Here is a 13,444-nt window from a genome sequence, read left to right as displayed (position 1 = left end):
TCAGCCCGCCCTCACCAGCAGCAGCGCGCCGACCACGAGGACGGCACCTCCCAACATCGACAGAGCGTAGGACCGGACGAAGCCGGTCTGGAGGCGGCGCATCCGCCCCGACAGGCCGCCGATGGCGGCGGCGCTGCCCCGCACGAGCCCGTCAACGCCGACGAGGTCCAGCCAGACCAGGAAACGGGTCAGGTACTGGCCGGGCCGCATCGCGACGGTCTCGTTGAAGGTGTTCGCGAACAGGTCGTGACGGGCGGCGACGGTGGCCAGGGTGACCTCGGAGTCCGGCGGGGCCGTCGCCTCGACCGGGCGCAGCTGGTAGCGCACATAGGCCCCGGCAAAGCCGCCGGCGGTGACCACCAGCGTGAGCAGGGTGAGGACGAGCGGCGAGAAGGTGTGGACNCCCTCGACCCCCGCCCCGGCGACCGGTTCGAGCCAGTCCTGCAGCGAATGGCCGAGGACGAACAGGCCACCGGCGAGGAGCGAGCCGACGGCCAGCAGGATCATCGGACCGGTCATCGACCCCGGGGACTCGTGCGGATGCCGAGCGTGCTCGCCCTCCGTCGTCCAGCGCGGCCTGCCGTGGAAGGTCATCAGAAACAGGCGGGACATGTAGAAGGCGGTGATGCCCGCGCCCAGCAGCGCGATCGAGCCGAGCAGGTATCCCGACGTCCCGCCCTTGTCGAAGGCGGTCTCGATGATCCGGTCCTTGGTGAAGAAGCCGGAGAACCCGGGGAACCCGATGATCGCCAGGTAGCCGACACCAAAGGTCACCCAGGTGATCTTCATATACCGCCAGAGCCCGCCGTAGTGACGCAGGTCCTGGTCGTCATTCATCGCGTGGATCACCGAGCCGGATCCGAGGAACAGACCGGCCTTGAAGAAGCCGTGGGCGAGCAGGTGCATGATGCCGATCGCGTAGCCGGCCGGTCCCAGCCCCACCGCGAGGAACATGTACCCGATCTGGCTGACTGTCGAGTAGGCCAGCACCTTCTTGATGTCATCGTAGGCACAGCCGATGACGCAGCCGATCAGGATCGTGACCGCCCCGATGATCACCACGACGGTACGGGCGGCCTGCGTCTCGTTGAAGATCGGCCCGGCCCGCACGATGAGATAGACCCCGGCGGTGACCATGGTCGCCGCGTGGATGAGCGCGGAGATCGGGGTCGGGCCCTCCATGGCGTCCGGCAGCCAGGCCTGCAACGGGAACTGGCCGGACTTGCCGCACGCAGCGAGCAGGAGCAGCAGCGCGATCGCGGTGATCGTGCCGTAACCGATGACGCCCGCGGCGGCCGAGCCGAACACGTCGGCGTAGCTCGTCGACCCGACGGTGGCGAACATGAACATGATCGCGAGCGCCAGCCCGACGTCCCCGACCCGGTTCATGTAGAAGGCCTTGTTCGCCGCGGTGGCGGCGGCCGGCTTGTACTCCCAGAACTTGATGAGCAGGAAGGACGACAGCCCGACCAGCTCCCAGCCGGCATAGAGCGACAGGAAGTTGTCGCCCAGGACGAGCAGCAGCATCGACGCCAGGAAGAGGTTCATGTAGGCGAAGAACTTCCGCCGGGCCGGGTCGTGCGCCATGTAGCCGATCGAGTAGATGTGGATCAGTGTCCCGACCCCGGTGATCAGCAGCACGAAGACGACCGAGAGCTGGTCGACCAGCAGACCGACGTCCACCCGGAAACCGTTGACCGGAATCCAGGAGTACAGCTGCTGGGACAGCGCCCGGTCGTCACCGGGGCGGTCGAGCAGGCCGGCGAACAGCACCAGACCGATCACGAAGCTGGCGGCGGAGGTCAGTGTGCCGAGCAGATGCCCGAACCCGTCGGTCCGCCGACCGCCGAGCAACAGCACCGCGGCTCCGGCCAATGGAAGCGCGATGAGCAGCCAGGTCAGCGAGAAGACCCCCGACGCGGCCGCATAATGGATCTTGCTGCCGCCATGTTCGGCGGCAGCGAGCAGAAGCGGGTCAGCGTTCATCGCGACTCCGCCGCGGATGCCATTGGCGATAATGCGTCACTGCAGTGTCGTCCGTTCTTCCGTGGCCGACGGCCGGTCGCAGCCGCGTTCCGGCGGCGGGAGCGGACCGGAGAGTCCACCCGACCCGGTCCGCGGTGGGAGTGCTGGTCAAGATCTGGTGCTCGCGCTCGTACTCGTGCTTGGCTGGGATCTAGTACTTCAGCAGGTTCACGTCATCCACCGACGCCGAGCGACGGGTTCGGAAGATGCTGAGGATGATGGCCAGGCCGATGACGACCTCGGCCGCGGCGACGACCATGACGAAGAAGGCCATGATCTGCCCGTCGAGGGTCCCGTGAATGCGGGAGAACGTGACCAGGGNCAGGTTCACGGCGTTGAGCATGAGCTCCACCGACATGAACACGACGATCGCGTTGCGCCGGACGAGGACCCCGACCGTGCCGATGGTGAACAGTAGCGCGGAGAGGATCAGATAGTTCGCGGGGTTCATCGACCGTCCCCCTTACCGGCGCCGACGGGCGCCGAGCCGTCCGCGTCCCGGGAGATGCCGCCGCCCGGCTCGTCGGGCGTCCCGGGGACGCCCCCGATGCCCGAGGCGCGCCCGCCGCCCGGCAACAGCCCTAGCGTGTCGGCGGAGTCATGCCGGGCGAAGACGCCCGGCCCGGGCAACGGGGTGACCTGACGGCCCTCGGTGAAGCGCCGCCGCATCCACTCCCGCTGGCTGATCCGGCCGCCTTCACGTTCCCGGTGGCCGAGGACCATCGTGCCGATCGCGGCGACGACGAGCAGCGCCGAGATCGCCTCGAAGACGAAGACGTAGTCGGTGAACAGCAGACGGCCGATCGCCTGGACGTTGCCGCCGGTGTTCGCCTCGGACAGGCCCTTGGCGCTCCCGCCGTCGATCGCCGAACCGATCGGGAAGGCCAGCAGGCCCGCGAAGCCGAGGCCGAAGACGATCGCGCCGAGGCGCTGACCACGGATGGTCTCCACCAACGAGTCGGACGAGTCGACCCCGACGAGCATCAGCACGAACAGGAACAACACCATGATCGCGCCCGCGTAGACGATGATCTGCACAAACCCGAGGAACGGTGCCTCCTGAATCAGGTAGAACACCGCGACGCAGAACAGGTTGGCCACCAGCAGCAACGCCGAGTGCACGGCGCTGCGGACCATCACCATGCCGAGTGCGGCCAGCACCGCGACCGGCGAGAGAATCCAGAAGGTCGCGGCCTCACCGGTGGAGGTGCTGGTGATGTCCCCCGCCGCGGCGAGGATCTCGTGGTTCATCGTGGTCGCTCCGAACCGGCGCCGTGGGCGGGAACCTCATCCGCCCGGGAGTGCTCGCCCGCCGTCCGCCGGGCAATGACGTCTGCTGCCTCCAGCTCCGCGGCCTGCCCCGCGACCTGCTCTTGCCCCGAGGCCTGCCAGGGCAGCGGGGCGTCGGGGTCGCGAGTGTAGTAGTCGGTCTCGCTGGAGCCGAGCCGCATCGGATGCGGCGGCGCCTCCATACCCTCGCGCAGCGGAGCGAGCAGCTGTTCCTTGGTGAAGATCAGATCCTGTCGGCTGTCGTCGGCGAGCTCGTAGTCGTTGGACATCGTCAGCGCCCGGGTGGGGCAGGCCTCGATGCACAGCCCGCACAGGATGCACCGCAGGTAGTTGATCTGGTAAACGCGGCCGTACCGCTCGCCCGGGGAGTACCGCTCGGCCTCGGTGTTGTCCGCGCCCTCGACATAGATCGCATCGGCCGGGCACGCCCAGGCGCACAGCTCGCACCCGACACACTTCTCCAGGCCGTCGGGATGCCGGTTGAGCTGGTGACGGCCGTGGAAACGCGGAGCGGTCTCCTTTTTTTCCTCCGGGTACTGCTCGGTCGTCGGCTTCTTGAACATCGTCCCGAAGGTGACGCCGAACCCCTTGTACGGGTCGAGGATCCCCATGACTCAACGCTCCTGACGCGGACCGGGGTCCGCGGGGATGACAGTGGACGACCCATTGGCCGAGGCACCGGCGGACACCGCCGGACGACCCCGTCCAGCGGCCTGCGGTGGGGGGGGCCACGGGATGCGGTCGAGGCTCGGCGCCTCGGCCAGCTTGCGCTGCTCGGCCTCCTCCAGCTCCCGTTGGNGCCTCGCGCCGCCGGGATCGATGAGCGCGACGATCAGCAGGATGCCGACGACCACGCCAAACCCGACGAGCCAGGGCGTGCGGTCGTCCACGTGCTTCTGGTAGACGCGGAAGGTCGCGACGGCCAGCACCCAGACCAGACCGACCGGGATGAGCACCTTCCAGCCGAAGCTCATGAACTGGTCGTACCGCAGCCGCGGCAGCGTCCCGCGCAGCCAGATGAAGAAGAACAGGAANGCCAGCAGCTTGAGGACGAACCAGATCAGCGGAACCCAGCCGGAGTTCAGACCGGACAGGCCGGGGNTGGGCGGAGGCTGCCAGCCCCCGAGGAACAAGGTCGTCGCGATCGCCGAGACGGTGACCATGTTGATGTACTCGGCCAGGAAGAAGAACGCGAACTTGATGGAGCTGTACTCGGTGTGGAACCCGCCGACCAGTTCGCCCTCGGCCTCGGGGAGGTCGAAGGGGGTCCGGTTCGTCTCGCCGACCATCGAGATGCAGTACAGGACGAACGACGGCACCAGCACGATGTACCAGCGACCCGACTGGCCCGCCACGATGCCGGAGGTCGACAGCGTGCCGGCGTAGATGAACACCGCGACGAACGCGAGCCCCATCGCGACCTCGTAGGAGATGATCTGCGCGGCCGAACGCAGCGAGCCGAGCAGCGGGTAGGTGGACCCGCTCGACCAGCCCGACAGAATGAGCCCGTAGACGCCGAGGGAGGCGGCTGCCAGCAGGTAGAGCACGCTCACCGGCAGGTCCGCCAGTTGCAGCGTGGTCCGCTCCCCGAAGATCGAGACCTCCGGGCCGAAGGGGATCACCGCGAAGGCGAGGAACGCCGGCACCGCGGAGACGATCGGCGCCAGGATGAAGATCGGCTTGTCGGCGAGTACCGGGATGAGGTCTTCCTTGAGCATCAGCTTGGCGCCGTCGGCGAGGCTCTGCAGCCAGCCCCTCGGGCCGTGGCGGTTCGGGCCGACCCGCTGCTGCATCTTCGCGACGACCTTGCGCTCGAACACGATCGCGAACAGCGTCATCAGCAGCAGGAAGGCGAACACCGCCACGGCCTTGAGCAGGATCAGCCAGAACGGGTCGTCGGCGAACGCGTGCAGGTCCGGATCCGCGGCCGCGGCCCAGACGAGCGTGGACGGGGTGGCGCTCATGCGCGGCCTCCGGGAGTGTCGTCCCCGGCGGGGGTGCCGTCCTCGGCAGGGGGATCGTCCTCGGCGGGGCCCACCCGGACGAGGACCCCGGCGTCCCCGGCGAGCGCCCGGCGCACGTGCGAGCCCGGCGAGTGGGTCGGCACCCAGACCACCCGGTCGGGCATCGCCGTGACCTCGACGGGCAGGGTGATCGAGCCACGGGAGGCCGTGATGGTCACCCGTCTCCCGGCCACGGCGCCGATCTCGGCGGCGGTCGCGGCGGACAGGCGGGCCACCGCCGGGCGCGCGGTGCCCGCCAGGTAGGGCTCGTCGGCCTGCAGAGCGCCGTCGTCGACGAGCTGGTGCCAGGTCGCGAGCACCGCCTCACCCACCCCCGCGACGGGCGGCTCGGCGATCGGCTCCGACGGTGCGGGCACCCGGCTCACGCCGTCGCCGGCCCGACCCAGGGCGCGCAGCTCGCGGGCGGCCGCGCCGGCGTCGGGCAGGCCGAGGTCGAGGCCCATCTCGGCGGCAAGCAGGTGCAACACCCGGACGTCTGGCAGGGCCGGGGTGTCCAGGGCCCGCTGGAACGGTCGCAGCCGGCCCTCCCAGTCGACGAACGAGCCGGCCTTCTCCGCCACCGGGGCGATGGGCAGAACCACGTCCGCGACCTCGGCGATCGACGACCGGNGCAGCTCGATCGAGACGCAGAACGGCATCCGGGCGAGCGTCGCGAGCGCACTCGCCGGATTCGGCAGGTCCTCCGCGTCAACGCCGGCGACGATCATCCCGTCGAGCCGCCCGGCCGCGGCGGCAGCCAGCATGCCGTCGGTGTCGCGGCCGGGCGCGCCGGGCAGCGGACCCCCCCAGACCTCCTCGACCTCGGCGCGCCCGGCGGCATCCGTGACCGGGCGACCGCCGGGCAGCAGCGAGGGAAGCAGTCCGGCCGAGACCGCGCCGCGGTCACCGGCCCGCCGCGGAACCCAGGCGAGCGAGGCACCCGTCGCCTCGGCCAGCCGGACGGCCGCGGACAGGGCCCCGGGGAACTCCGCGGCCCGCTCGCCCACCAGGATCACCGCCCCCGGCGCCCGCAGGGCCCGCGTGGTCGGTGCTTCCGGCCCGCCCCGGTCGGGGGCGGCGAGCGCGTCGAGGACGGCCGCCTCCTCGCCCGGCCGCGTCGGCACGAGGGTGCCGGCGAGCTTGGTCAGCCCCCGGCTCGCCAGGGGGGCGAGCGCGTGCACGGCCGCGGCGTGCTTGTCCACGGCCTTACGCAGCCGCAGGAAGACGATGGGCGACTCCTCCTCCGGTTCGAAGGCCACCAGGAGCACGGCCGGGGCGGCCTCGAGATCGGCGTAGGTGACGCCGATGCCGGTACCGGCGACGGCATACCCGAGGAACTGCTCCTCCTCGGCGGAGTGCGGCCGGGCCCGGAAGTCCACGTCGTTGCTGGCCAGCGCCACCCGGGTGAACTTCGCGTAGGCGTAGGCGTCCTCGCGGGTCAGCCGCCCGCCGGTGAGCACCCCGACCCCGCGCCGGTCCCGGCACTCGGCCAGCCCCCGCGCGGCGTACTTGAGCGCCTCGCTCCAGGAGACCGGGACGAGCTGCCCGGTGTCGTCGTCGCGGATCAGCGGGGTGGTGAGCCGATCGGCCGCGCGCGCGTAGGTGAAGGCGAACCGGCCCTTGTCGCAGTTCCACTCCTCGTTCACCGCCGGGTCGTCGCCGGCGAGGCGACGGGTCACCCTGCCCCGGCGGTGGTCGGTGCGCAGGGAGCAGCCCGACGCGCAGTGCTCGCACGCCGTGGGCGTGGAGACCAGGTCGAAGGGCCGGGCCCGGAAGCGGTAGGCGGCGCTGGTCAACGCCCCCACTGGGCAGATCTGCACGGTATTGCCGGAGAAGTAGGAGGAGAACGGCTGCCCGTCGCTCACCGCGACCTGCTCGGCGGCGCCCCGCTCGAACAGCTCGATGAACGGGTCCCCGGCGATCTGGGCGGAGAACCGGGTGCAGCGGGCACACAGCACGCAGCGCTCCCGGTCCAGCAGGATCTCGGTGGAGATCGCCAGCGGCTTCGGGTACACCCGCTTGGTCTCCTTGAACCGGGAGACCGCGCCGCCGTTCGCCATCGACTGGTTCTGCAGCGGGCACTCGCCGCCCTTGTCGCAGATCGGGCAGTCGAGCGGATGGTTGAGGAGCAGGAACTCAAGCGTGCCGGCCTGGGCCTTGCGGGCGACCGGCGAGGTCAGCTGGGTCTTCACGACCATGTCGGCGGCCACCGTCGTGGTGCAGGAGGCGACCGGCTTGCGCTGGCCCTCCACCTCGACGATGCACTGCCGGCAGGCTCCGACGGGGTCGAGGAGCGGATGGTCGCAGAACCGCGGGATCTCGATGCCGAGCAGCTCGGCCGCGCGGATGATGAGGGTGCCCTTGGGCACGCTCACCGACAGCCCGTCGATGGTGAGGGTGATGAGGTCGGGTGCGGCCGGCTGGGCCGGCTCGGAGGCGCGAGGCCTGGATGGGGCGACGGTCATGATGGTCAGTGCGCTCCCGCGTAGGCACCCGGGGCGGACGCGGGCGAGCCGTCGCCGGCCGTGGCGTCTCCCGGGGTGGGGTTCGGCTTCGTGGTCACCGCACTCACCGGGATGAACTCGTCCCGGAAGTACTTGATCCCCGAGACGATCGGGGAGGTGGCCCCGTCGGCCAGCGCGCAGAATGCCCGGCCGAAGATGTTGTCGCAGGCGTCGACGAGGGTGTCCACGTCCTCGGCGTCGCCTTGGCCCCGTTCCATCCGGGACAGGATCTGCACCATCCAGGTGGTGCCCTCGCGGCACGGAGTGCACTTGCCGCACGACTCGTGCGCGTAGAACTGGGTGAGCCGGCGGACGACCTTGAGCATGTCGACCGTGTCATCCATGATCATGAGTGCGGCCGTGCCAAGCAGCGACCCGGCCTCCTGCATGCCCTCGAAGTCGAGCGGCGCGTCGAGGTGCTCGGCGGTCAGCATCGGAGTGGACGACCCGCCCGGGGTCCACGCCTTGAGCCCGNGACCGCCCCGCACGCCGCCGGCCAAGTCGAGCAGCTCCCGCAGCGTGGTGCCCATCGGGGCCTCGTACTGGCCGGGCCGGGTCACGTGCCCGGACAGGCTGTAGATCTTCGGCCCCGGCGAGCGCTCCCGGCCCATTGACCGGAACCAGTCCACGCCGTAGTTCACGATGTACGGCACCGACGCGATCGTCTCGACGTTGTTGACCACCGTCGGGGAGGCGTACAGGCCGTGCGTCGCGGGGAACGGCGGGCGCAGCCGCGGCTGGCCGCGNCGGCCCNCCNGGGNGNCGAGCAGGGCTGTCTCCTCGCCGCAGATGTAGGCGCCCGCGCCGGAGTGCACGACGAGGTCGAGGTCGAAGCCGCTGCCGAGGATGTCCCGGCCGAGGTAGCCGGCCCGGTAGGCCTCGGCCACGGCGGCCTGCAGCCGACGGGCCGCGTGGATCAGTTCGCCGCGCAGGTAGACGAACGCCCGGCCGGCCCGCACCGCGTAGGCCGCGATGATGATCCCCTCGATGAGCGAGTGCGGGTCCGCCATCATCAGCGGCGCGTCCTTGCAGGTGCCCGGCTCCCCCTCGTCGGCGTTGATGACGAGGTAGTGCGGCCTGCCGTCGCCCTGCGGGATGAAGCCCCACTTCATCCCGGTGGGGAAGCCGGCGCCGCCGCGCCCCCGCAGCCCGGAGTCCTTCACCAGCTTGATGAGGTCGTCCGGGGCCATCGCGAAGGCGGTGCGCAGCGCGGTGTAGCCGTCGAGGCGGGTGTAGGTCTCGATCGTCCACGACTCCGGCGTGTTCCAGCGCCGGGTGAGGACCGGGGTGACGGGCATTGTCAGCTCCCCTTCCGTTCCGAGGAGGCCGGGGTCGTCGGCGCTGGAACCACCGCGGGCGGCGGCCCGGCAGGCGGTGGGGCGGCGGGCCGCGGCGCCGCCGCGTCGGCCACCACGCCGTGGGTGACCAGCGGCGCGGGCGCCTGCTCGGCGCTCCAGCCGGCCGCCTCGGCCACGAGGAGACCCACGACCGACGGCTCGCCGACCCCCGGGCCCGCGACGCCCTCCGGTCTCGGATCGCCGAACCCGGCGAGCTGGCGGGAGACCTCGGCGAACGAGCACAGCGGACCGCCGCGGGTCGGCGCCGGCCGCCGCCCCGCTCGCAGGTCCTCGACGATCGCCTGGGCGGAGTCGGGGTCGACCTGGTCGTAGAACTCGTAGTTCACCGTCATGACCGGTGCGTAGTCGCAGGCCGCGAGGCACTCGGCGTGCTCGAGGGTGATCGACCCGTCCGGCGTCGTCTCGTCATGGCCGACCCCGAGGAGCTTCGAGACCCGCTNGTAGACGTCCTCGCCACCGAGCAGCGCGCACGACAGGTTCGTGCAGACCGAGACGAGGTAGTCCCCGACCGGATGCCGCTTGTACATCGTGTAGAAGGTCGCCACCGCGCCGACCTCGGCCCGGGTGATGCCCAGCACGTCCGCGCAGAACGCGACGCCCTGCGCGGTCACGCACCCCTGCTCGGCCTGTACCAGGTGCAGCAGCGGGAGCAGGGCCGAACGGGATCGGCCGGCTGGGTACCTGGCGATGATCTCCTGCGCGGCCGCATGGGTCTCCGGCGAGAACGCCATCAACGATCAACTCCCCCGAGCACCGGGTCGACTGAGGCGACCCCGACGATCACGTCCGCCACCTGGCCGCCCTCGGTCAGCGCCGGGACGGCCTGCAGGTTGACGAAGCTTGGATCCCGCACGTGGACGCGGAAGGGTCTCGNGCCGCCGTCGCTGACCACGTGGTAGCCGAGCTCTCCGCGCGGCGACTCGATCTGGGTGTAGACCTGACCGGCCGGGACGCGGAATCCCTCGGTCACCAGCTTGAAGTGATGGATCAGGGCCTCCATCGAGGTCCCCATGATCTTCCGGATGTACGCGAGTGAGTTGCCCGTCCCGTCGGACCCGACAGAAAGCTGGGACGGCCAGGCGATCTTCTTGTCGGCGACCATGACCGGGCCGGGACGCAGCCGGTCCAGACACTGATCAACGATCTTGAGTGACTCGCCCATCTCCTCCAGCCGCACCAGGTAGCGGGCGAAGGAGTCGCCCTCCAGCGCGGTCGGCACGTCGAACTCGTAGGTTTCGTAGCCGCAGTAGGGCATGGTCTTGCGCAGGTCCCACGGCAGGCCCGCGGCGCGCAACACCGGGCCCGTGGTCCCCAGCGCGATGCAGCCGGCCGCGTCGAGAACGTTGACGTCGACCATCCGGGCCTTCCAGACTGGCTGGCCGGTGAGCAGCGCGTGATACTCCCTGATCCGCTTCGGCATGTCCGCGAGGAACGCCCGGATGGCCCGCTCGGCGCCGTCGGGGAGATCCTGGGCGAGGCCCCCGGGCCGGATGTAGGCGTGGTTCATCCGCAGCCCGGTGATGAGCTCGAGCAGGTCGAGGACCTTCTCCCGCTCCCGGAAACCGAAGATCATGGCGGTGGNGGCGCCGAGCTCCATGCCGCCGGTCGCGAGCCACACCAGGTGCGAGGCGATCCGCTGGAGCTCCATCACCATCACCCGGATCACCGTGGCCCGCTCGGGTACCTGCTCGGTGATGCCCAGCAGCCTCTCCACCGACAGGCAGTAGGCCGCCTCGTTGAACAGCGGCGAGAGGTAGTCCGCCCGGGTGAGGAAGGTGACCGCCTGAGTCCAGGTGCGGTACTCACAGCTCTTCTCGATGCCGGTGTGCAGGTAGCCGATGACGAGGCGGGTCTCGGTGACCGTCTCGCCCTCGATCTCCAGGACCAGGCGGAGCACCCCGTGGGNCGACGGGNGCTGCGGCCCCATGTTGACGACGATCCGCTCGTTCTCCTCCTCGCCGACGCCGAGGATCTGCTCCCAGTCGCTGCCGGTGACGGTGTAGACCCGCCCGTTCGCCGACTCGGTGAAGCCGGCCTCGTAGGCCGGATGCTCCCCGGGTCCGCCGACGGTCCCGGTCGGGCCCCCGACGCCGTTCGCGCCGTCGGGGGCCCCGGTGCCGTTGGGAGCCCCGGTGGTCAGATCGTCCGTGGTGGAGGAAGTCGACGTGTTGGTCGTCATAGCGAACCTCGGATGTCGCCTCGTGGGATGTCGCCTCGTGGGATATCGCCTTGGCGGTGCCGCCGGCCGGCCGGGGCCGGACGCGGGGTCACGAGTAGCTCCGGCGCTCGTCTGGCGGCGGGATCGTGGCACCCTTGTAGTCGACGGGGATGCCCCCCAGCGGGTAGTCCTTGCGCTGCGGGTGCCCGATCCAGTCGTCCGGCATCATGATCCGGGTCAGGCCCGGATGACCCGTGTAGACGATGCCGAACATGTCGTAGGTCTCGCGCTCGTGCCAGTCCGCGGTGGGCCACACCGAGGTCAGGCTCGGCACGGTGGGATCGGCGTCGGTGACGGACACCTCGACCCGGACCCGGCGACGGTGCGTCATCGAGGTCAGGTGGGCCACCGAGTGCAGGCGACGGCCGGTGACGTCGTCCGGGTAGTCCACGCCGGACAGCGAGGACAGCAGCTCGAACCGCAGGTCGGGGTCGTCGCGCAGGGTTTGCCCGACGGCGACGAGGCTCTCCCGGCGCACGTGGACGGTCAGCTCCCCGCGGTCCACCACCACCCGTTCGACGGCGTCGCCGAGCTGGGGGAAGGCACGTTCGAGCGCGTCGTAGACGGCGTCGGCGTCGGCGTCACCGAACGGGCGGGCGGTGGAGCTCAGGATCGGAACGGGCGTGACGAGCCCGCCGAACCCGGAGGTGTCACCGCTGTCACCGGCGCCGAACGCGTCCCGGCGCTGCCCACCCGGACCGCCGGGCACGCCGGCGGCGCCCGGTATCAGGTCGGCGGAGGCTGTGCTCTCGTCGCTCACTGCCTAGATCCCCCGATCCGGGCCGTCGACATCACCGATGCTCTCGGTGGTTGGACCGGGCCCGTGCGCCCGGGCCTCGTCACTCGGCTTGGGGTCGACCGGTATCCGCTTGGCGCGCCCGAACACCGACGGCGGCGCGAGGGCGGCGGGGCGGCGGGTGTCCAGGGCGGGTTCGACCGCCCCGCCACCCGTCGGCGCCGGCGCCCCGGCCGGGATCGAGAAGCGCTTGCGGTCGTTCACCGAGAGGGTCCGGGTGTCGAACGCGCCCTCCGGCAGACCGGCCCGGGCGGTGGCCACCTCGATGGGTTTCGGATACGGCGAGGAGCCGATCTTCGTGTGCTCGATCCGGCCAGAGATCGGGCCGGCGAGGATCTTCTCGTGCAGCTTGATGATGGCATCCATGAGCATCTCCGGCCGCGGTGGGCAGCCGGGGAGGTACATGTCGACCGGGACGATGTGGTCCACACCCTGCACGATCGCGTAGTTGTTGAACATGCCGCCGCTGCTGGCGCAGACACCCATCGACAGCACCCACTTGGGCTCGGGCATCTGGTCGTAGATCTGCCGCAGCACCGGCGCCATCTTCTGACTCACCCGGCCGGCAACGATCATGAGATCGGCCTGGCGCGGGCTGGCCCGGAAGACCTCCATGCCGAATCGGGACAGGTCGTAGCGGCCGGCTCCCGTCGACATCATCTCGATCGCGCAGCAGGCCAACCCGAAGGTCGCCGGCCACAGCGACGAGCGCCGTGACCAGTTGGCGAGCTTCTCGACGCTGGCGAGAAGCACACCGCCCGGCAGCTTCTCCTCTAGTCCCATTCCAGACCTCCACGCCGCCACTCGTAGGCGTACGCGACGAAAATGGTCGCCATGAACAACGCCATCGCGCCGAGACCGAATACCGCCAGACTGTCGAAGGCGACCGCCCAGGGGAAGAGGAAGATAATCTCGATGTCGAAGNCGATGAAGAGCATCGCGGTGTTGTAGTACTTCACCGGGAAACGCTGCGGTCCGGCCGGGGCCGGGGAGGGTTCGATCCCGCACTCGTATGCGTCGATCTTCGCACGGTTGAACCGGCGCGGGCCGATCAGCGCACCGGCCGCGACCGAACCGACCGCGAACAGGGCCGCGATCACGAGCAGAACGAGGATCGGCACATAGTTCGAGAGCATGCCGAACTCCTCTCCTTCGAGAGTTTGTTACCGGACGTTGGGGTGAAACGGCTCGCCGGTGAACGGACCGCGAACGGTCCGGACTCGGTCCGCGGAACCAGTGGCCATTTCGGA

General features: G+C 70.4%; 11 protein-coding genes and 1 pseudogene. All 12 read right to left on the bottom strand.

Annotation, left to right across the window (positions count from 1 at the left end; all coding sequences use genetic code 11):
• Positions 1 to 1,986 (bottom strand): NADH-quinone oxidoreductase subunit L, encoded by a 1,986-nt coding sequence (gene nuoL / locus CED_RS02265; RefSeq protein ID WP_011435009.1) that lies wholly within the window; start codon positions 1,984 to 1,986, stop codon positions 1 to 3.
• A 190-nt stretch (positions 1,987 to 2,176) separates the two neighbouring features.
• Complete coding sequence (gene nuoK, locus CED_RS02260) at positions 2,177 to 2,476, bottom strand: NADH-quinone oxidoreductase subunit NuoK (RefSeq protein ID WP_035908452.1); 300 nt, start codon at positions 2,474 to 2,476, stop codon at positions 2,177 to 2,179.
• Entirely contained in the window at positions 2,473 to 3,276 is an 804-nt protein-coding gene (locus tag CED_RS02255) for an NADH-quinone oxidoreductase subunit J (RefSeq protein WP_011435007.1), read from the bottom strand. The genes nuoK and CED_RS02255 overlap by 4 nt, the downstream gene beginning before the upstream one ends.
• Complete coding sequence (gene nuoI, locus CED_RS02250; protein ID WP_011435006.1) at positions 3,273 to 3,926, bottom strand: NADH-quinone oxidoreductase subunit NuoI; 654 nt, start codon at positions 3,924 to 3,926, stop codon at positions 3,273 to 3,275. The genes CED_RS02255 and nuoI overlap by 4 nt, the downstream gene beginning before the upstream one ends.
• Before the next feature lie 3 nt (positions 3,927 to 3,929).
• Positions 3,930 to 5,279, bottom strand: a complete 1,350-nt coding sequence (gene nuoH, locus CED_RS02245; RefSeq protein ID WP_035908451.1) for an NADH-quinone oxidoreductase subunit NuoH — start codon at positions 5,277 to 5,279, stop codon at positions 3,930 to 3,932.
• A complete protein-coding gene (locus tag CED_RS02240; RefSeq protein WP_035908450.1) occupies positions 5,276 to 7,783 on the bottom strand; it encodes an NADH-quinone oxidoreductase subunit G in 2,508 nt (835 codons plus the stop codon). Before CED_RS02240 ends, nuoH begins: the two co-directional genes overlap by 4 nt.
• 5 nt (positions 7,784 to 7,788) lie before the next feature.
• A pseudogene (gene nuoF, locus CED_RS02235) lies at positions 7,789 to 9,120 on the bottom strand (NADH-quinone oxidoreductase subunit NuoF).
• Between the two features lie 2 nt (positions 9,121 to 9,122).
• Positions 9,123 to 9,911, bottom strand: a complete 789-nt coding sequence (gene nuoE, locus CED_RS02230) for an NADH-quinone oxidoreductase subunit NuoE (protein WP_035908448.1) — start codon at positions 9,909 to 9,911, stop codon at positions 9,123 to 9,125.
• On the bottom strand, positions 9,911 to 11,359 hold the full coding sequence (locus CED_RS02225; protein ID WP_035908447.1) for an NADH-quinone oxidoreductase subunit D: 1,449 nt from the start codon (positions 11,357 to 11,359) through the stop codon (positions 9,911 to 9,913). The genes nuoE and CED_RS02225 overlap by 1 nt, the downstream gene beginning before the upstream one ends.
• Positions 11,360 to 11,447: 88 nt before the next feature.
• A complete protein-coding gene (locus CED_RS02220; protein WP_011435000.1) occupies positions 11,448 to 12,158 on the bottom strand; it encodes an NADH-quinone oxidoreductase subunit C in 711 nt (236 codons plus the stop codon).
• 3 nt (positions 12,159 to 12,161) lie between these two features.
• On the bottom strand, positions 12,162 to 12,977 hold the full coding sequence (locus tag CED_RS25985; protein WP_011434999.1) for an NADH-quinone oxidoreductase subunit B family protein: 816 nt from the start codon (positions 12,975 to 12,977) through the stop codon (positions 12,162 to 12,164).
• Entirely contained in the window at positions 12,968 to 13,330 is a 363-nt protein-coding gene (locus CED_RS02210) for an NADH-quinone oxidoreductase subunit A (RefSeq protein WP_035908444.1), read from the bottom strand. Before CED_RS02210 ends, CED_RS25985 begins: the two co-directional genes overlap by 10 nt.
• Between the last annotated feature and the right edge of the window lie 114 nt (positions 13,331 to 13,444).

Source organism: Frankia sp. CeD (assembly GCF_000732115.1).
Lineage (GTDB): Bacteria > Actinomycetota > Actinomycetes > Frankiales > Frankiaceae > Frankia > Frankia casuarinae.
Note: the sequence above shows the minus strand (reverse complement) of the source record. Positions and strands in the feature narration are given on the sequence as shown.